The 16976-nt window shown below is 70.6% G+C and carries 22 protein-coding genes; 20 read left to right on the forward strand and 2 right to left on the reverse strand.

Going from position 1 to position 16976, the window contains the following annotated elements; translation table 11 throughout:
- Positions 1–16 precede the first annotated feature (16 nt).
- The 6 genes from AB0259_RS11030 (at position 17) to AB0259_RS11055 (ending at position 5235) form a co-directional block, all read left to right on the forward strand.
- On the forward strand, positions 17–1156 hold the full coding sequence (locus AB0259_RS11030) for a thiamine pyrophosphate-dependent dehydrogenase E1 component subunit alpha (protein WP_251577078.1): 1140 nt from the start codon (positions 17–19) through the stop codon (positions 1154–1156).
- Positions 1153–2136, forward strand: coding sequence for an alpha-ketoacid dehydrogenase subunit beta (locus tag AB0259_RS11035; protein WP_308222225.1), 984 nt, complete (start codon positions 1153–1155; stop codon positions 2134–2136). Before AB0259_RS11030 ends, AB0259_RS11035 begins: the two co-directional genes overlap by 4 nt.
- A gap of 126 nt (positions 2137–2262) precedes the next feature.
- Positions 2263–3597 (forward strand): dihydrolipoamide acetyltransferase family protein, encoded by a 1335-nt coding sequence (locus tag AB0259_RS11040; RefSeq protein ID WP_366221698.1) that lies wholly within the window; start codon positions 2263–2265, stop codon positions 3595–3597.
- A 56-nt stretch (positions 3598–3653) separates the two neighbouring features.
- Positions 3654–4247 (forward strand): molybdopterin-dependent oxidoreductase, encoded by a 594-nt coding sequence (locus AB0259_RS11045; RefSeq protein ID WP_251583526.1) that lies wholly within the window; start codon positions 3654–3656, stop codon positions 4245–4247.
- Positions 4244–4978: an FAD-binding oxidoreductase gene (locus AB0259_RS11050; RefSeq protein ID WP_251583525.1), complete on the forward strand. Its 735-nt coding sequence runs from the start codon at positions 4244–4246 to the stop codon at positions 4976–4978. The genes AB0259_RS11045 and AB0259_RS11050 overlap by 4 nt, the downstream gene beginning before the upstream one ends.
- Positions 4975–5235, forward strand: a complete 261-nt coding sequence (locus AB0259_RS11055) for a DUF6510 family protein (RefSeq protein WP_366221696.1) — start codon at positions 4975–4977, stop codon at positions 5233–5235. Before AB0259_RS11050 ends, AB0259_RS11055 begins: the two co-directional genes overlap by 4 nt.
- Before the next feature lie 6 nt (positions 5236–5241).
- Here the strand turns inward: AB0259_RS11055 and AB0259_RS11060 are convergent, their stop codons facing one another.
- Positions 5242–5670, reverse strand: coding sequence for a BLUF domain-containing protein (locus tag AB0259_RS11060; RefSeq protein ID WP_366221694.1), 429 nt, complete (start codon positions 5668–5670; stop codon positions 5242–5244).
- 137 nt (positions 5671–5807) lie between these two features.
- Here AB0259_RS11060 and AB0259_RS11065 point away from each other — a divergent pair, with 137 nt between their 5' ends.
- The 9 genes from AB0259_RS11065 to AB0259_RS11105 are packed head-to-tail and all read left to right on the forward strand — an operon-like array spanning position 5808 to position 13132.
- Positions 5808–6140 carry a DUF3140 domain-containing protein gene (locus tag AB0259_RS11065; protein WP_366221693.1) on the forward strand — a complete coding sequence of 111 codons (333 nt, stop codon included), beginning with the start codon at positions 5808–5810 and terminating at the stop codon, positions 6138–6140.
- Positions 6141–6184: 44 nt separating this feature from the next.
- Positions 6185–7189, forward strand: coding sequence for a zinc ABC transporter substrate-binding protein (locus AB0259_RS11070; protein WP_366221692.1), 1005 nt, complete (start codon positions 6185–6187; stop codon positions 7187–7189).
- Entirely contained in the window at positions 7186–7998 is an 813-nt protein-coding gene (locus AB0259_RS11075; RefSeq protein ID WP_366221690.1) for a metal ABC transporter ATP-binding protein, read from the forward strand. The genes AB0259_RS11070 and AB0259_RS11075 overlap by 4 nt, the downstream gene beginning before the upstream one ends.
- On the forward strand, positions 7995–8894 hold the full coding sequence (locus AB0259_RS11080; protein ID WP_251583511.1) for a metal ABC transporter permease: 900 nt from the start codon (positions 7995–7997) through the stop codon (positions 8892–8894). The genes AB0259_RS11075 and AB0259_RS11080 overlap by 4 nt, the downstream gene beginning before the upstream one ends.
- A gap of 9 nt (positions 8895–8903) precedes the next feature.
- Positions 8904–9317 carry a transcriptional repressor gene (locus AB0259_RS11085; protein ID WP_366221689.1) on the forward strand — a complete coding sequence of 138 codons (414 nt, stop codon included), beginning with the start codon at positions 8904–8906 and terminating at the stop codon, positions 9315–9317.
- Positions 9307–10338 (forward strand): permease, encoded by a 1032-nt coding sequence (locus AB0259_RS11090; protein WP_366221687.1) that lies wholly within the window; start codon positions 9307–9309, stop codon positions 10336–10338. The genes AB0259_RS11085 and AB0259_RS11090 overlap by 11 nt, the downstream gene beginning before the upstream one ends.
- Before the next feature lie 4 nt (positions 10339–10342).
- On the forward strand, positions 10343–11089 hold the full coding sequence (locus AB0259_RS11095) for a TIGR03943 family protein (protein WP_366222700.1): 747 nt from the start codon (positions 10343–10345) through the stop codon (positions 11087–11089).
- Entirely contained in the window at positions 11079–12467 is a 1389-nt protein-coding gene (locus tag AB0259_RS11100; protein WP_366221684.1) for a hypothetical protein, read from the forward strand. Before AB0259_RS11095 ends, AB0259_RS11100 begins: the two co-directional genes overlap by 11 nt.
- The gene (locus tag AB0259_RS11105; RefSeq protein WP_366221683.1) at positions 12464–13132 is read left to right on the forward strand and encodes a DNA-3-methyladenine glycosylase; all 669 of its coding nucleotides are present in this window, start codon (positions 12464–12466) and stop codon (positions 13130–13132) included. Before AB0259_RS11100 ends, AB0259_RS11105 begins: the two co-directional genes overlap by 4 nt.
- Positions 13133–13141: 9 nt before the next feature.
- Here AB0259_RS11105 and AB0259_RS11110 read toward each other — a convergent pair whose 3' ends face one another.
- Positions 13142–14017, reverse strand: a complete 876-nt coding sequence (locus AB0259_RS11110) for a LysR family transcriptional regulator (protein ID WP_251583502.1) — start codon at positions 14015–14017, stop codon at positions 13142–13144.
- Positions 14018–14099: 82 nt separating this feature from the next.
- Here AB0259_RS11110 and AB0259_RS11115 point away from each other — a divergent pair, with 82 nt between their 5' ends.
- The 5 genes from AB0259_RS11115 to rpsN all read left to right on the forward strand — a co-directional run bounded on the left by AB0259_RS11115 (position 14100) and on the right by rpsN (position 16974).
- Complete coding sequence (locus AB0259_RS11115) at positions 14100–15347, forward strand: MFS transporter (protein ID WP_366221682.1); 1248 nt, start codon at positions 14100–14102, stop codon at positions 15345–15347.
- A 98-nt stretch (positions 15348–15445) separates the two neighbouring features.
- Positions 15446–16084 (forward strand): HEAT repeat domain-containing protein, encoded by a 639-nt coding sequence (locus AB0259_RS11120; protein ID WP_251583498.1) that lies wholly within the window; start codon positions 15446–15448, stop codon positions 16082–16084.
- Between the two features lie 173 nt (positions 16085–16257).
- A complete protein-coding gene (gene rpmB, locus AB0259_RS11125; RefSeq protein WP_018187658.1) occupies positions 16258–16494 on the forward strand; it encodes a 50S ribosomal protein L28 in 237 nt (78 codons plus the stop codon).
- Complete coding sequence (gene rpmG, locus AB0259_RS11130; RefSeq protein ID WP_005051772.1) at positions 16494–16664, forward strand: 50S ribosomal protein L33; 171 nt, start codon at positions 16494–16496, stop codon at positions 16662–16664. Before rpmB ends, rpmG begins: the two co-directional genes overlap by 1 nt.
- A 4-nt stretch (positions 16665–16668) precedes the next feature.
- The gene (gene rpsN / locus AB0259_RS11135; protein WP_064002676.1) at positions 16669–16974 is read left to right on the forward strand and encodes a 30S ribosomal protein S14; all 306 of its coding nucleotides are present in this window, start codon (positions 16669–16671) and stop codon (positions 16972–16974) included.
- Positions 16975–16976: the final 2 nt, after the last annotated feature.

The raw sequence follows: 16976 nt of genomic DNA on the forward strand, positions 1-16976 counted from the left end.
GGTCTAGCGTGGGAGGGTGACCCCCTCGTTCGAGGCTCCGGCCGAAGCATCCGACGTCGTCCGCGTCCTCGCCGCCGACGGTTCGTACGCCCCTTCCGACGCGGCTGAGCGCTACCTGCCGCTGATCGATCAGCTCACCGACACCGAGCTCGAGACGTTCTACCGCGACATGGTCGTGGTGCGCGCCTTCGACCGCCAGGCGACCAACCTGCAGCGTCAGGGGCAGCTCGCGCTGTGGCCGCCGTCCCTCGGACAGGAGGCCGCGCAGGTCGGATCGGTGCGAGCGACCCGCGCCCACGACCACGTGTTCCCCTCGTACCGTGAGCACGTCGTCGTCACGACGCGCGGGGTCGACCCGATCGACATCATCCGCCTGATGCGCGGTCTCACGCACGGCGGATGGAACCCGGCCGAGCACCAGAACACGCACATCTACACGCTCGTCCTCGGCGCGCAGACCTTGCACGCGACCGGCCTCGGCATGGGTCTCGTCTTCGACGGCCGCACGGGCACCGGCGACCCCGAGAAGGACGAGGCGGTCATCGTCTACTACGGCGACGGCGCCTCGAGCCAGGGCGATGTGCACGAGGCGATGGTCTTCGCCGCGAGCTATCAGACGCCGCAGGTCTTCTTCCTGCAGAACAACCACTGGGCGATCTCGGTGCCCGTCTCCACCCAGTCCCGGGTGCCGCTCGCCCGCCGCGGCGACGGCTACGGCATCCCCGCCGTCCGTGTCGACGGCAACGATGTCCTCGCCAGCTACGCGGTCAGCAAGGTCGCGCTCGACGAGGCGCGTGCCGGCGGCGGACCGCGCGCCGTCGAGGCGCTGACCTACCGGATGGGCGCTCACACGACCAGCGACGACCCGACGAAGTACCGCACGAGCGACGAGGAGCAGTCGTGGATGCGGCGCGACCCGATCGCGCGCATGCGGGCGTTCCTGCAGAACCGTGGTGCCTCGGCATCCTTCTTCGACGAGGTGGATGCTGCTGCCGCCGCATATGCCGACGACGTGCGCGTGCGCACCAACGCGCTCGGCGACATCCCCGCCGGTGTCATGTTCGACCACGTCTACGGCGAGGTCCACCCGCTCGTGCAGGAGCAGCAGCGCTGGCTCGCCGAGTACGAGGCATCCTTCGAGGAGGGGAACGCGTGAGCGACATCCAGACCCTGCCCTTCGCGAAGGCGCTCAACGCGGGCCTGCGCGCCGCGATGACCGCCGACGACCACGTACTGCTCATGGGCGAGGACATCGGCCCCCTCGGCGGCGTCTTCCGCGTCACCGAAGGTCTGCACGCCGAGTTCGGACCGCAGCGCGTGCTCGACACGCCGCTGGCCGAGTCGGGGATCGTCGGCACCGCGATCGGCCTCGCGATGGCCGGGTTCCGTCCCGTCATCGAGATCCAGTTCGACGGCTTCGTCTTCCCCGCCTTCGACCAGATCACGACCCAGCTCGCCAAGCTCACGAACCGTCACGAGGGCCACGCGAACTTCCCCCTCGTCATCCGCATCCCCTACGGCGGGCACATCGGCGCGGTCGAACACCACCAGGAGAGCCCCGAGGCGTACTTCGCCCACACCCCCGGCCTGCGGGTCGTGTCGCCGTCGACACCGAACGACGCGTACTGGATGATCCAGGACGCGATCGCCTCGCCCGACCCGGTCATCTTCCTCGAGCCGAAGGCGAAGTACTGGATGAAGGGCGAGGTGGATGTCGCGGAGCGGGCGCTCCCGCTCCACGCCTCGCGCGTCGTCCGCCGCGGCACCGACATCACCCTCGTCGGTCACGGCGCGATGGTGACGACGCTGCTGCAGGCGGCCGCCCTCGCCGAGGGCGAGGGCACGTCGTGCGAGGTCATCGACGTCCGTTCGCTCTCGCCGATCGACTACGAGCCGATCCTCGAGTCGGTGCGTCGAACCGGCCGCATGGTCTACGCGCAGGAGGCGCCCGGCAACGTGTCCGTCGGCTCCGAGGTGGCCGCGACCGTCATGGAGAAGGCCTTCTACGCCCTCGAGGCCCCGGTCCTCCGGGTGTCGGGCTTCGACGTGCCCTTCCCGCCCGCCAAGCTCGAGGGCCAGTACCTCCCCGACGCCGACCGCATCCTCGAGGCCGTCGACCGCGCCCTCGCCTACTGACCCCTCCGACGATGCCCCCCTACCCGCGACCCCCACACGTCCGCGAGACTGCACGTGTGCATCGAGACTGCGGCGTCAGCCCGCTGTCTCGGCGCGCGTCTGCAGTCTCGCGGGGATGGAGATGACATGAGCACGCAGACCTTCCACCTGCCGGACGTCGGCGAAGGACTCACCGAGGCCGAGATCGTGCAGTGGCGCGTCGCGCCGGGCGACGCGGTCGACGTGAACGACGTCCTCGTCGAGATCGAGACCGCCAAGTCCCTCGTCGAACTGCCGTCGCCGTTCAGCGGCACGGTGGGCGACATCCTCGCCGCCGAGGGCACGACGGTCGAGGTCGGCGCCGCGATCATCACGATCGCCGGTGGCGAGGGACAGCCGGATGCCGACATCGGCCGCTCCGAGCACGGCGAGAAGCCCGCCGAAGAGCCCGGCGGTTCGGTGCTCGTCGGCTACGGCACGGGCGGCGAGGTGAAATCCCGCCGACGCAAGCCGGCCGAGAAGCCGGTGACGACGGCGATCGGCGTCGTCGCGAAGCCCCCGATCCGCAAGCTCGCGCGCGATCTGGGCGTCGACCTGTCGGATGTGACGCCCAGCGGCGCGGCCGGCGAGGTGACCCGCGAGGACGTCGTCCGTCACGCCGAGCAGGCCTCCGTCTTCCGCAACATCGCGACCCCGGAGCTGCCCGAGGAGCGCGAGCTCTCGATCCCCGTCGCGGCACCCGCGGCATCCGTCCCCGCCCCGGCCGCCCCTCCGTCGGACGCCCGCGAAGAGGCGATCACCGTCAAGGGCGTGCGCAAGGCGACCGCCAACGCGATGACCTCGAGCGCGTACACGGCGCCGCACGTGTCGGTGTGGACCGACGTCGATGCGACCCGCACGATGGAGCTCGTCAAGCGGCTGAAGGCGTCGCCCGACTTCGCCGATGTGAAGATCTCGCCGCTGCTGATCTTCTCGCGCGCCGTCATCTGGGCGCTGCGCCGCACGCCCATGATCAACGCCGCGTGGGTCGAGACCGAGAACGGCGCCGAGATCCGCGTGCGTCACTACGTCAATCTCGGCATCGCCGCGGCGACGCCGCGCGGTCTGCTCGTCCCCAACATCAAGGACGCGCAGGACCTCAACATGCGCGGGCTCGCGAGGGCGCTCGAGAAGCTGACTGTCACGGCACGCGACGGCAAGACGACGCCCGCCGACCAGCAGGGCGGCACGTTCACGATCACGAACATCGGTGTCTTCGGGATGGATGCCGGGACCCCGATCATCAATCCGGGGGAGTCCGGCATCATCGCCATGGGCACGATCCGGCAGAAGCCGTGGGTCGTCGACGGCGAGGTGCGCCCCCGCTTCGTGACGACGGTGTCGGGCTCGTTCGACCACCGCGTCATCGACGGCGACGGCATCAGCCGCTTCATCGCCGACGTCGCCTCGGTGCTCGAGGAGCCGGCGCTGCTGCTCGACTGACGCGGCGGCGCGCCCCGTCGTTGACGGAACCACGGCGGACGCGGTAGGCATCTCCCATGGCGGTCATCAATCGCGGGTTCGGCGGTCGGCGAGGTACGAGCGATCCCCGGCTCCCCCCGGGTCAGACGCTCGTCGACGACTGGCCCGTCCTCACGGCCGGCCCCACCCCCGACATCCCTACCGACGAGTGGTCGTTCACGATCACGACCGAGACGGGTGCTCAGCATCGCTGGGACTGGGGCACCCTCCACGACCTGGGGGTGGAGGACGTGGTCACCGACATCCACTGCGTCACCCACTGGTCACGCCTCGGGATGCCGTGGCGCGGTGTCTCGGTGGATCGGCTCTTCGAGGAGGTCGAGACCTCCTACGACTTCGTGATGGTGCGCACCCACGACGGGTACACCACCAACGTGCCCCTCGACGATCTGCTCGAAGGACAGGCGTGGATCGCGACGGAGGCGGACGGCGAGCCCCTGACCGCCGAGCACGGCGGTCCGGCGCGACTGCTCGTCCCGCACCTCTACTTCTGGAAGAGCGCGAAGTGGGTCGCCGAGATGCGGATGATGCCCACCGACGAACCGGGGTTCTGGGAGCAGAACGGCTACCACCTGCGCGGCGATCCGTGGCGCGAGGAACGCTACTGGTGACGGAGCGGTTCCGCGCGGGATGGCACGTAGGTCGCGTGGTCTCCCGCCGCCGCGAGACCGCCTCCGCGGTCCGTCTCGAGATCGAGGTCCCCACCTGGCCGGGGAACCACGCGGGCTCCCATCTCGACATCCGCCTGACCGCACCCGACGGGTATCAGGCGTCGCGGTCCTACTCGATCGCGTCGTCGGGCCGGAGCACCCGGGTCGTCCTCGCAGTCGACGAGGTGCCCTCGGGCGAGGTCTCGCCCTACCTGGTCCACGACCTCGTCGAGGGCGACGAGCTGGAGGTGCACGGGCCGCTGGGGCGCTATTTCGTCTGGATCCCGGACGACCCGGACCCCGCGCCGGTGCAGCTCATCGCGGGCGGCTCCGGTGTGGTCCCCCTGTTCGCGATGGCCGCCGCACGGGAACTCGACCCGCAGGGACCGGACTTCCGACTGCTCTACTCGGTCCGGACTCCCGACGACGTCTTCTTCGCCGATGAGATCGCCGCACTGACCAGGACGGGCGTCGACATCGTGCACACGCGTCGAGCGCCCGCCGCAGCGGCGCATCCTCCCGGGCGGCTGACCGCGGAGGCCCTCTCCGCGTCGATCTTCTCCGCAGCGGCGACGCCGAGGATCTATGTCTGCGGACCGACCCCGTTCGTCGAGGCGGTCGCCGGCTGGCTCTCGCAGCTCGGCCACGACCCCGTCCGCATACGCACCGAACGCTTCGGAGGGAACGGATGACGCACCTCGACGGGAACGCTCTCGCCGGCACCTTCGCCGACGCCCTCGGTTCCGAGTTCATCGACGCACTCGGACAGTGCGCGGGATGCCGACATCGCGCCGTCCTCGCGAGAGCCCACGCCTACGTGACCGAAATGGGCGCCGTTGCCCGCTGCGAGGAGTGCAACGGGGTCCTCGCGGTCATCATGCAGACGGAGACGGAGGTGCTCGTCAACCTGTCCGGGCTGGCGAACATGTCGATCGCCCGCGGTGAGTGAGCCCGGTCAGTCCGCGGCTTGGGTCGCCTTGCCGTGGAACCAGCCGCCGAGGGCGTCCGCCGACTCGCGGGTCGAGGCGTCGCCGTCCGCAGCCTGGAGGGCGTCGACGGCGCCGTCTGATCCGTCGCCGGGCGCCGTCGGCTCATAGCCCATCGACCACGCCGCGTACTTGCGCTCGCTCGTCTGCTCCTCGAGCAGCACACGCACGTCGGTGTGGCGCGGATCGCGGCCGATGCGTTCGAGGAGCGCGCGGACGGAGGCATCCGGTCCTTCGAGGATCTGGATGAAATCGAGGTCACGGTAGACCAGCATCCCCGTGATGCCGTCGCGCGCGTTGTTCGCGCGGCTCTCGGTGAGCAGCTCGACGAGGCGATCGTGGTCGAACGGCTCGACGGCACGGCTCGCGTAGACGATGAAGGTCAGCTGGTCGGTCATGCTCGAGCTCTCCGGGGCGGTGACGGGTAGGCGGATGCGGTGCCGCCGGGTCCGATGACAGTAACACCCGGTGAGGGCTGGATCCGCCTCTTGCGCAAGCCCTTGCTGATGCGCCAAGGGGTGCGGAGACTCCCGACATGAGCGATGACGAACAGCAGCAGATCCAGAAGGACTTCGACGATGCCGTGAACATGACCGCGGCGGAGATCGAGAAATGGCTCGACACCGACGAGTCGAAGAGCGTGGGGCAGAAGTCGGGCGGTGGCGAGTCGACTGGTCACGCCTCGGGCCGGCGCATCGTGACGATCCTCCGGAAGAAGAAGGACGACCGCACAGACGCGGACTACGCGCACATGAAGAAGGTGCACGGATACATCGCCCGCCACTCCAAGCAGCGTCCGAAGGGAAATGTCGAGGACACCGACTGGCGTTACTCGCTCATGAACTGGGGTCACGACCCGCTCAAGTGACGACGATTTGAGAACGATTATCAACACCGCGTAGACTGCGGGACATGACCTCTCGTGTGCCCGCACTGCTCGCCCTCTCCGCCGGATCGGTCCTCGTCCTCGCGGGGTGCGCGACGTCGGCGGCACCGGCGGCGGGTGAGAGCGACCGCCTCACCGTCGTCGCATCCACCAACGTCTACGGCTCGCTCGCGGCGGCGGTCGGCGGCGACGACGTCGAAGTGACCTCGATCATCGACTCGCTGTCCCAGGACCCGCACTCCTACGAGGCCTCGGCCCGCGATCAGCTCACCGTGTCGCAGGCCGACCTCGTCATCGAGAACGGCGGCGGGTACGACGCGTTCCTGGACGGGTTGATCGAGGCGACCGGCACGAAGGCGCCCGTGATCACCGCCGTCGAGTACTCGCACGACTACCCCGGCAACGAGGGTCACTCCGACGAGGCGCACGCCGAGGATGACCATGCCGAGGGAGAGGGGCACGACCACGCCGAGGACGACGACCACGCGGGTCACGATCACATCGAGGGCTTCAACGAGCACGTCTGGTACGACCTGCACACGATGGAGCACGTCGTCGAGGACATCGCCCATGAACTGGGTGAACTGGATGCCGCGAAGGCCGACACCTTCGAGGCGAACGCGAAGACGCTCATCGACGGTATCGCCGGTCTGGAAGGCTCCCTCGAGGCGATCAAGACCGACCACGCGGGTGAGAAGGTGTTCGTGACCGAGCCCGTTCCGCTGTACCTCGCGGCAGCGGCCGGCCTCGAGAACGCGACTCCGGAGGCCTTCAGCGAGGCCGTCGAAGAGGGGCAGGATGTCCCGCCGGCGACCATGCTCGAGGCCACGGACATCCTCGACTCGGGCGAGGTGCGCACCGTCATCGTCAACGCGCAGACCGGCGGCGCCGAGACCACCGAGGTCGAGAACCTCGCGGCGAAGAACGACATCCCCGTGCTGGAGTTCACCGAGCTGCTGCCCGAGGGGCTGACCTACGTCGAGTGGATGCAGCAGAACATCGACGAGCTGGCCGGTAGCCTGACTCGGTGACCCGGCCCCATGACATCCCCCTCCGCATCCGGGGCGCCGCGCTCCGCCGCGGCGGGCGGGAGCTCTGGAGCGGCCTCGACCTCGACGTCCAACCCGGCGAGCTGATCGCCGTACTCGGACCGAGCGGCTCGGGCAAGACGACTCTGCTTCGCGCGATCCTCGGGCTCGAGGACCTCAGCGAGGGAACCGTCGAGGTCGACGGCACACGCGTCCACCGCGCCGGCAACCGGGGGATCGGCTACCTGCCGCAGACCCGTCCGCTTCCGCGCGACACGGCGCTGCGCGGTCGCGATCTCGTCGCCCTCGGCGTCAACGGCCATCGCTTCGGCCCGCCGATCCCGCGCCGCAGAGATCGGCAGCGGGTGGATCAGCTCCTCGCCGAGGTCGGGGCGACCGAGTTCGCCGACCGTCCCGTCGGCATCCTCTCCGGCGGGGAGCAGCAGCGACTGCGCGTGGGGCAGGCGCTCGCCGACGACCCGCGACTGCTGCTGTGCGACGAGCCCCTGACGAGTCTCGACCTCGCCAACCAGCAGGCCGTCGTCGGGCTCATCGATCGACACCGCCGCGGCGGCGCCGCCGTCCTGCTCGTCACCCACGACATCAACCCGCTGCTGGGCAAGGTCGACCGCATCCTCTACATCGCGAACGGTCGCTTCACGCTCGGGAAGCCGAAGGACGTCCTCACGTCGCCGGTGCTCACCGACCTCTACGGGGCGCCTGTCGTCGTGCTGCGGGCCGGCGACCGCCTGGTCGTCGTCGGCGCGCCCGACGCCGAGGCGTCCCACCACCATCACGAGGACCACGCATGAACTGGGACGACATCTCGGACGCCATGTTCGGCGGTCTGCCGGTGTACGGACAGATCCTCGCGCTCGTCCAGAACTCGGTGTGGGCGGGGGCGGTGCTCGGCCTCGTCGGCGGACTGATCGGCGTCTTCGTCCTGCAGCGCGACATGGCCTTCGCGGTGCACGGCATCAGCGAGCTCTCGTTCGCGGGGGCCGCCGCAGCCCTGCTGATCGGGGCCGACGTGGTCACCGGGTCGATCGTCGGCTCGATGATCGCCGCCGCCCTCATCGGGTGGCTCGGCGCGCGGGCGCGCGACCGCAACTCGATCATCGGGGTGCTCATGCCGTTCGGCCTGGGCCTCGGCATCCTCTTCCTCGCCCTCTACGACGGTCGCAGCGCGAACCGCTTCAGCCTGCTTACCGGCCAGATCGTCTCGGTGCAGTCCGATCAGCTGACCTGGCTGATCGTCATCTCGGCGGTCGTGCTCGTCGCGCTGCTGATGATCTGGCGGCCGCTGCGCTTCGATTCGCTCGACCCGCAGTCCGCGGCCGCGCGCGGCGTCCCGACCGGCCTCATCTCCCTCGCCTTCATGCTGCTGCTCGGCCTCGCCGTAGCGGTCGCGGTGCACATCATCGGTGCGCTCCTCGTCCTCGCGCTCCTCGTGACGCCGGCGGCGGCAGCCTCTCGCATCGCGCATGGGCCCGTCGCGGTGCCGCTGCTCGCCGCCCTCTTCGGTGTGGTCTCGGCTGTCGGCGGCATCCTGCTCGCCGTCGCGGGTACCCTTCCCGTGAGCCCGTACATCACGACGATCTCGTTCCTCATCTATCTCGTCTGCCGCGTCGTCGGCGATCGTCAGGGGCGAGTCCAGCGGATCGATGCCGCCCGCGGCACCCAGGCCGCCGCCAGGACGCGGGCGTAGAATCCGGCCATGGCCCAGCGCAACACCTGGCAGCGCGAGCGCGTGCGCTCGGCGCTGTCCGACGCCCCGGGGTTCGTCAGCGCCCAGGACCTGCACGCCGCACTGCGCGACGAGAACACGGGCATCGGGCTGGCGACCGTCTACCGCGCGCTCGCCACACTCGCCGCCAGCGGCGAGGCCGACCAGCTGCAGTCGCCCGACGGCGAGGCGATCTATCGCGCCTGCGCCAGCACCGGGCACCACCACCACCTCATCTGCCGGGTCTGCGGCAAGGCGGTCGAGATCCAGGCGGACGAGGTCGAGACCTGGGCCAAGCGCATCGCCGCCGCGAACGGGTTCACCGACGCCGAGCACGTGGTCGACATCTTCGGCACCTGCGCGGACTGCGCGCGCCGGGCGGCATCCGAGGACCGTGCGGACTGAGGCCCGCCCCGCGGCCCCGCGTGCGACGTCGACCTCCCGTGCAGGGTCGGCCGGTCGCGGCGCGCTGTGGCTGGGGCTCGGATTCCTCGCCGTCCTCGCACTGATCGGGGTCGCCCTCTGGAGCCCGTCACCCGAGCTTCCGACCCGGGCTCAGGACGGCCTCACCCTCGCGCTCAGCGTGCTCATCGAGTCGCTGCCGTTCGTCGTGCTCGGCGTCATCCTGTCGATCGTCGTGCAGGTGTGGGTCCCGCCGGGCGTGATCGAGCGGTGGATGCCGCGCAATCCCTGGGGCCGGCGGGCCGTGCTGTCGCTGCTGGGCATGCTGATCCCGGTCTGCGAGTGCGGCAACGTCCCCTTCGCCCGCGGTCTCATGATGCGGGGCTTCTCGGTGGCCGAGACGCTGACGTTCCTCGTCGCCGCCCCCATCGTCAACCCGATCGTCATCATCACGACGCACCAGGCCTTCGGGTTCGACGACGGCATCCTCGTTGCCCGGCTGCTCGGCGGCTACCTCATCGCGAACGTGATCGGATGGCTGTACAGCCGGCATCCCGATCAGGACGCCCTCGTCACCGATCGCTTCCGCGACGCGTGCCTCGCGGAGCAGGGCGCGTCGGGTGACAGGGGTCGACGCAGCCTCGCACAATTCGTCGTCGAGCTGCGCGCCGTCATGCCCGCGCTCGTCATCGGGTCGGCGGTCGCGGGGGCCGTGCAGGTCGTCGTTCCGCGCGACGTCCTGCTGTCGATCGGCTCGAACCCGGCACTGTCGATCGCCGCGATGATCCTGCTCGCGATGATCGTGTCGATCTGCTCGAACGTCGACTCGTTCTTCGCGCTGTCGTTCGCCTCGACCTTCACCCCGGGTGCCATCGTCGCGTTCCTGCTGGTGGGACCGCTCGTCGACGTGAAGATGCTGGCGCTCCTGCGCACGACCTTCCGCACCCGCGTGCTCGGTGTGCTCGTGGCGGCCGTCGTCCTCGCGGCCGCCGCGATCGGAGGGGTGGTGAACCTCCTTGCGTGACACGATCTGGTTCCGGATGCTGGGCGTCGGCGCCGTGGCATCCATCTCCGCTCTGACCATCGCGCTCGCGGTCACCGGTCGACTCGCGCTCTACATCAACCCGGAGTCGTCCTGGTTCGCCGTGTCGATGGCGGTGCTCGCCCTCGTCGGTGTCGTCCTGAGTTTCCTGCTGCCGCTCGGTGCGGCCGAGGATCACGGTCACGACCACGGCGACGAGTCGGCGCACGACCATGACCACGAGACGCCCTCTCCGCGGCGGATCGCAGGCACCGTCGCGACGACCGCGGGTGGCGTGCTCGCGCTCGGCGTCGCGGGCACCATGCTCGTCGTCCCGCCGGCGACCCTCTCCGCCGAGCTCGCCGCCTCGCGCGACACCGGCGCCGCGCCCCTGTTCCAGGGCGCCGACACCGTCGCGCTCGCGATCACGGGCGACACCGCGTCGTTCGGCATCGGGGACTGGGCGAGCGTGTTCGCCACGGCGACCGATCCGGAGGTGTTCGACGGCACGGAGATCTCGCTCACCGGCTTCGCCGCGCCCGGCGACGGCGGCTTCGACCTGACCCGCCTCATCATCACGCACTGCGTCATCGACGCTCAGCCGGCGAGCCTGCCGGTCGCGACGGGCGAGATCCCGAGCGACGGCCAGTGGGTCACCGTCACCGGCACCATCCGCGACGTGGACGGGCAGCTGCGGGTGGATGCGGCATCCGTCGAACCGATCGACGAGCCCGAGGACCCGTATGAGTTCTGACGGCCGCCGCGCCCAGCGCCGTCGACGCCTAGCCCGCGGGTTCTCGCTGCGCGTCCTGGCGGTCGTCGCGGTGCTCGGTGTCGTCGCGGTGGCTGCGGGCGTCGTGACCACGCTGCAGGGACCGCGGGTCACCTCGGTGCAGTCCGACGCGGCGGCCGCGGTCTCGTCGGCGGGTTCGCGCCTGATCTTCGAGACCACGCAGTCGCTGCAGCAGGTGGATGCCGCTCAGGTCACCGTGACCCCGGCCGCCGCGTTCACGGTCGACACCTCGGGCCGCAGCGTGGGCCTCCGCTTCACCGATCCGCTCTGGGACGAGACCACGTATTCGATCCGGATCGACGGGCTCGCAGGCGTGGGCGGCGGGCCCACCTCGACGATCGAGGAGTCGTTCACGACGCCGAAGCTGAACGCGTTCGTCCTGCAGCGGGGCGAGGCGGCCGACAAGATCTACCGCGTCGACCTCGCGGGCGACGCGACCGAGGTGTTCGCGTCCGACCACATCGAGGACTTCCGCGCGACGGCGGGTCACCTCGTCGTCTCGACGCTCGAGGACGGGGTCTCGCGCCTCATCGTCACCCGGGCAGACGGCTCGCACCCGCAGGAGCTCGCCCTGCCCGGGGCGGGGATCGTGACCAATCTGCAGAGTGCGGAGCGCGGCAACACGATCGGCTACACCTTCACGGATGCCGACATCTCGGCATCCGGCGGACGCGAGAGCCTCCTGTTCACCGGGTCCACGGCGGACCCGACCGCGAAGCCCGCCGAGATCGCGGTGACCGGCGCGGATCCCCGGGTCGAGGACTGGCGGTTCGTGCCCGGGACCGACAGCATCCTCATGCTCACCTTCGACGGTGCGCTGAGCCTCGTCTCACCGTCAGGCGGCGCTCCCGTCGAGCTCGGGAACGCGATCGGGATCGACGACATCGCCGGGACGACCGCCTACATCGAGCGGGTCGACGGCCCTGCCGTGGTCGATCTGACCACGGCAGACGAGAAGGCGCTCCCCCCGACCTCCGCGAAGCTCGGGCAGACCGGATCGGTGACCGCGCTCGCCGACGGCTCCACGCTGCGCGCCCTGACCCCCTTCGACGGGATGACGCCGCTGGCGACGACGATCACGCGAGTGGATGCCGACGGTGCCGCCACCCCGGTGGCCGAGGTCGCCCCGACCGACGGCCTGCTGCAGACCTGCGTGGCGCCGAGCGGTCGGTACGCAGCCCTCGTCGTGGCGCCCGACGTCGTCGACAACACCTACGACGGGTACACGCTGCCGCTGCCCACGACGCTCGAGACCCGGATCTACACGCTCGACGGCGCGCAGGTCGTGGTGCTGCGCGGGTTCGACGTGTCGTGGTGTCGCAAGGCGCCGTCGCTGTGAGCGGCCTCGTCCCCGCGACGCGCGAGGCGTTGCAGGCCCTCCCGGCCGAGGTGGCCCCGACTCTGCTGGGCGGGGAGCTGCAGGTGACGACGGCGACCGGCGCCGTGACCGTCCGGATCACCGAGGTCGAGGCGTACCACGGCCGGGGGACCGGCGCGTTCGCCGACCCCGGCTCGCATGCCCGAATGGGGCCGACCGCCCGCAATGCGACGATGTGGGGCGAACCCGGTCATCTGTACGTGTACCTGAGCCACGGCATCCACTCGTGCGTCAACGTCGTCTGCGGACCCGAGGGTGTCGCCGGCGGAATCCTGCTGCGCGCGGGCGAGGTCGTCGAGGGTGCGGACGTCGCGCATGTCCGCCGGCCCGCCGCGCGCCTCGCGCGGGACCTCGCCCGCGGGCCCGGCCGGCTCGGCGATGCGGTGGGACTGCGGCATCCGGCGCACGACGGCATGGACGCCGTCACGGGGGCGGACCGGGCCGGTGCACGAGCGCGGCTCTTCCTGCGCGCCGAGCCGCTCGACCAGATCGCGACCGGACCGCGGGTCGGGGTCGCGGGTGTCGCGGGGACGGACGCCTTCCCCTGGCGCTTCTGGATCCCGGGCGACCCGACCGTGTCGGCGTTCCGCTGGGGACGCGGCGCGCGGGAGGCCGCCGGCGGCTGACGGGGCGACCTACGCCGACTGTTTCGCGACGATGGCGTCGAGCAGCGCGCGCACATGCGGGCGCCGCGCCGCGCTGCGCCCCGCGGTGAGCGAGACGGTCCACGGCGGCACGGGGTCCGACAGCGGCACCGTGACGCAGCCCGCGGTGTCGACGACGTCGGGGACGACGGCGACACCGAGGCCTGCCGCGACGTAGCGCGGCACATCGGGCAGTTCGCCGAGCTCGGCCGAGACGCGCCTACTGATGCCGCGGCGCGCGAGCTCGGTCTCGAGCTGCACGCGGTTGCCGTACCCGGGAAGCACATCGACCCAGTCGTCGCCCGCCAGATCGGCAAGGGCGATTGCGCGGTCTGCGGCGCGCTGGTGATCCGGCGGCAGCAGGGCGACGTACGGGTACGCGCCGAGCTCCCAGGCGCTCATCCCGGGCGGGGGAGTGACGGCCGTCAGCGCGAGATCGAGCCGGTCGCGCTGCAGGTCGTCGAGCAGACCGACCGACCCTGTCGGCGATACGCTCAGCCGGATGTCGACGAGCGGATGCGACCGGCGGAAGTCGCCGAGCAGGCCCGGGAGGTCGATGATCCGCAGTCCCGCGAACGTCCCGATGCGGATGCGGCCGCGCAGCCCCGTTCCGGACTCGCCGGCCACGAGGCGCACGGCGGCGAGGTCGTCGAGCACCGTCCGTGCGAGGGGCAGCAGCGTCTCGCCGGCCGGCGTCAGCTGCACCGCCTTCGTCGTGCGGTCGAGCAGCCGCACGCCCAGGTCGCGCTCGAGGCTCTGCAGTCCCGCCGACACCGTGGATTGCGCCGCGAAGAGCCGAGCGGATGCCGCGGTCACACTCCGCTCGTCGGCGACGGTCACGAAGTACTCGAGCAGACGGGTCTCCATTCCGCGATCATAGAGCGCGTCGATGATCACCTTCGAGAAGATTCGTTAGACTCGATGCGACGGTGCGGCGCATCATCGACGCATGACCAGCACGATCGACATCCGTTCCCTCGCGACCCCGCCCCTCACGGCGCAGCGACCCCGCCGGCTGTCGCACCGGACGGGCTTCTGGGTCACCGCCGCGACCTTCTTCGCACTGATGGCGTTCAACACCGTTCCGACCCCGCTGTACGCGGTGTATCAAGAGCGCGACGGCTTCCCGACCTTCCTCATCACCGTGATGTTCGCGGCGTACTCGGTCGGCGTGATGATCTCCCTGTACCTCGCCGGGCACCTCAGCGACCGCATCGGACGCCGACCGCTGATCCTCGCGGCCACCGGGATCGAGATCGTCGCGGCCGTCATGTTCGTGCTGTGGCAGGACACCGCGGGCATCATCGCCTCTCGCCTGGTCGCCGGACTCGGCATCGGCATCCTCACGGCGTCGGCAACCGCCCACCTCGCCGACCTGCGCCGCGCGCACCGACCCGACAGCACCGCGTTCGCGGCGACGGTGGCGGGCATCGCCAACATGGGCGGTCTCGCGGTCGGGCCGCTCATCGGCGGCGCCTTCGCCGAGTTCGCGCCGGCACCGCTCGTCCTGCCGTACGTCGTCTTCCTCATCGCCTTCCTCGGTCTGGGGCTCGCCTATGTGCTCGTGCCCGAGACGGTCGAGCGGCCTGACGAACGATTCCGCTACCGGCCGCAGCGGGTGCGCATCCCGGCCGATGGCCGCCGCGCATACTGGGCCGCGGGCATCGCCGCGTTCGCCGCATTCGCGGTGACAGGTCTGTTCGGCTCTGTCGCGCCGACATTCCTCGCCCGCATCCTGGGGCAGACCGATCGTCTCGTCGCCGGTGCGGTCACGTTCTCGGTCTTCGGAGCGGCGGCGCTCGCGCAGGTCGTGTTCGCACGCTTCGCGATGCGCGATCAGCTGCGCATCGGCGTCGGCGCCATGGTCGCGGGACTGATGCTGCTCGGCGCCGCCGACCTCATCGGGTCGGGTGTGCTCTTCGTCGCCGGCGGTGTCGTCGCCGGGGCCGGCGTCGGCCTGCTCTTCCGCGGCGCACTGGCGATCGCCGGCTCCCTCGCCGATCCGCGCACGCGCAGCGAGATCACCTCGGGCATCTTCCTGCTCGCCTTCGCGGGCATGACCGTCCCTCCGCTCGCGGTGGGCGCGGCGCTGCTCGTCGTTCCGCTGGTCCCGGTGTTCCTCACGTTCGTCGTGCTCGTCCTGGCGCTGACCGCGTGGGCGGGGGCGGTCGTGCTGCGCGAGAGCGCCGCGCGCTGACCCGGTCGCCCGACCGGCGAGGGAACACGCGCACGCGCCTCGCCGTTAGGGAGATGGTGGGATGCCGCATCCCGCCCGACCCCGTGAGGTGATCCCCCATGACCGACGCTCCGATCGACGCCGCCGCCCGGCTCGAGGCCGCCCTCGCGTCTCTCGATCCGTCGTCGCGCGTGCAGGCCGCGATGACGGCGGGGACTCACCCGCGGTCGGAGTACATCCCGGTCCTGGTGGCGCAGTGCCGCACCGAGCCGCAGTTCCTCGTGCGCGAGATGCTCACGTGGGCCCTGACCCGGCACGACGCCGACGAGGTGCTCGACCGCCTGATCGGCGAGCTCGGCTCCCGCGGCGCGCAGGTGCGCGCGCAGGCGCTGCACACGATGTCGAAGATCGGCGGCCCGCGGGTGTGGCCCGCCGTCACGACCGAACTGCTGACGGATGCCGACGACACCGTCGCGCGCACCGCGTGGCGGACCGCGGCGCGGCACGTGCCGGCAGCCGAGGCATCCGCTCTGGCCGATGTGCTGGCGACGCAGTTCGCCCGCGGCGAGGACGACACCCGCCGGAGCCTCAGCGAGGCATTCGCGACGATCGGGGAGCCCGCGCGTCCGCAGGTGGACTGGGCGCTCGCGACCGGCGGTCCGTACACGCGGGCACACGCCGCGGTAACCGCCCGGCTCATGGACGACCCCGAGGTGACGTTCGCCGAGGCCGTCGTCGCGGTGGCCGAATCCGCCTGAGTCAAGGCGACACGCCCGGCCGTGCTAGACTGACTCTTCGTCTGCGCGCACTCCAGCACGCAGTTCGCATCCCACCTCCAGAAGACGGCTCTACAGCCGTGTCCGGGAGTGGGGTGCAGACAAGGGATCTTGGGTGAGGCCGTCCGGCCTCACGGTACTAAGGAGACATCACTATGGCAGCAGTGTGCCAGGTGACTGGAGCAGTTCCCGGCTTCGGTCACAACATCTCGCACTCGCACCGCCGGACGAAGCGCCGCTTCGACCCGAACGTGCAGAAGAAGACCTATTTCGTTCCTTCGCTTGGTCGCAAGATCACGCTGAACGTCTCGGCCAAGGGCATCAAGGTCATCGACGCCCGCGGCATCGAGTCGGTCGTGAAGGACCTCCTCGCGAAGGGTGTGAAGCTCTAATGGCGAAGAAGGCTCAGGACGTCCGTCCGATCATCAAGCTGCGTTCGACCGCCGGCACGGGGTACACCTACGTGACGCGCAAGAACCGCCGCAACAACCCCGACCGCATCGTGCTCAAGAAGTACGACCCGGTGATCCGCAAGCACGTCGAATTCCGAGAGGAGCGCTGATCTCATGGCCAAGAAGAGCAAGATCGCGCGCAACAAGCAGCGTGAGGTCGTCGTCGCTCGCTACGCCGAGAAGCGTGCCGAGCTGAAGAAGACCCTCGTCGACCCGAACGCGACCGACGAGGCCCGCGAGGCCGCCCGCGTCGGCCTGCAGAAGCTCCCCCGCAACGCGTCGCCCGTGCGCCTGCGCAACCGCGACGCCATCGACGGACGCCCCCGCGGCCACCTGTCGAAGTTCGGCATCTCGCGTGTCCGCTTCCGCGAGATGGCGCACCGTGGCGAGCTGCCCGGTGTCACCAAGTCGAGCTGGTAAGC

Source organism: Microbacterium sp. NPDC080005 (genome assembly GCF_040702445.1).
GTDB lineage: Bacteria > Actinomycetota > Actinomycetes > Actinomycetales > Microbacteriaceae > Microbacterium > Microbacterium oleivorans_D.

Bases quoted from the DNA above. Each gene is read 5' to 3' on its own strand.
- AB0259_RS11040 (WP_366221698.1), top strand. From the start codon at position 2,263: ATGAGCACGCAGACCTTCCACCTGCCGGACGTCGGCGAAGGACTCACC.
- AB0259_RS11045 (WP_251583526.1), top strand. From the start codon at position 3,654: ATGGCGGTCATCAATCGCGGGTTCGGCGGTCGGCGAGGTACGAGCGAT.
- AB0259_RS11055 (WP_366221696.1), top strand. From the start codon at position 4,975: ATGACGCACCTCGACGGGAACGCTCTCGCCGGCACCTTCGCCGACGCC.
- AB0259_RS11060 (WP_366221694.1), bottom strand. From the start codon at position 5,670: ATGACCGACCAGCTGACCTTCATCGTCTACGCGAGCCGTGCCGTCGAG.
- AB0259_RS11065 (WP_366221693.1), top strand. From the start codon at position 5,808: ATGAGCGATGACGAACAGCAGCAGATCCAGAAGGACTTCGACGATGCC.
- AB0259_RS11070 (WP_366221692.1), top strand. From the start codon at position 6,185: ATGACCTCTCGTGTGCCCGCACTGCTCGCCCTCTCCGCCGGATCGGTC.
- AB0259_RS11080 (WP_251583511.1), top strand. From the start codon at position 7,995: ATGAACTGGGACGACATCTCGGACGCCATGTTCGGCGGTCTGCCGGTG.
- AB0259_RS11085 (WP_366221689.1), top strand. From the start codon at position 8,904: ATGGCCCAGCGCAACACCTGGCAGCGCGAGCGCGTGCGCTCGGCGCTG.
- AB0259_RS11100 (WP_366221684.1), top strand. From the start codon at position 11,079: ATGAGTTCTGACGGCCGCCGCGCCCAGCGCCGTCGACGCCTAGCCCGC.
- AB0259_RS11110 (WP_251583502.1), bottom strand. From the start codon at position 14,017: ATGGAGACCCGTCTGCTCGAGTACTTCGTGACCGTCGCCGACGAGCGG.
- AB0259_RS11115 (WP_366221682.1), top strand. From the start codon at position 14,100: ATGACCAGCACGATCGACATCCGTTCCCTCGCGACCCCGCCCCTCACG.
- AB0259_RS11120 (WP_251583498.1), top strand. From the start codon at position 15,446: ATGACCGACGCTCCGATCGACGCCGCCGCCCGGCTCGAGGCCGCCCTC.
- rpmB (WP_018187658.1), top strand. From the start codon at position 16,258: ATGGCAGCAGTGTGCCAGGTGACTGGAGCAGTTCCCGGCTTCGGTCAC.
- rpmG (WP_005051772.1), top strand. From the start codon at position 16,494: ATGGCGAAGAAGGCTCAGGACGTCCGTCCGATCATCAAGCTGCGTTCG.
- rpsN (WP_064002676.1), top strand. From the start codon at position 16,669: ATGGCCAAGAAGAGCAAGATCGCGCGCAACAAGCAGCGTGAGGTCGTC.